The organism is Brevibacillus sp. SIMBA_040, from assembly GCF_046535075.1.
GTDB lineage: Bacteria > Bacillota > Bacilli > Brevibacillales > Brevibacillaceae > Brevibacillus.
Genome location: NZ_JAWRXI010000473.1, coordinates 1 through 212 on the forward strand (window position 1 = coordinate 1; position 212 = coordinate 212).

Consider the following 212-nt stretch of genomic DNA (forward strand, 5'->3'; position numbering starts at 1 on the left):
TCTGCGTTGTCTCATGGATGAGACGAACTTAGCAGGCCATCCTTGCATTTGTGTATTACTAAAAAGTACTTACACTTCAAATATCCTTAGCAATTACATGCATTATCCAGTTTTCAAGGAACATATTTATTCTTTTGGTGGAGCTGAACGGGATCGAACCGATGACCTCCTGCTTGCAAGGCAGGCGCTCTCCCAACTGAGCTACAGCCCCA

At 44.3% G+C, this 212-nt stretch carries 1 tRNA gene; it reads right to left on the minus strand.

Going from position 1 to position 212, the window contains the following annotated elements:
- Positions 1-135 precede the first annotated feature (135 nt).
- Positions 136-211: transfer RNA gene (locus SB752_RS33500), tRNA-Ala, on the minus strand.
- Position 212 lies beyond the last annotated feature (1 nt).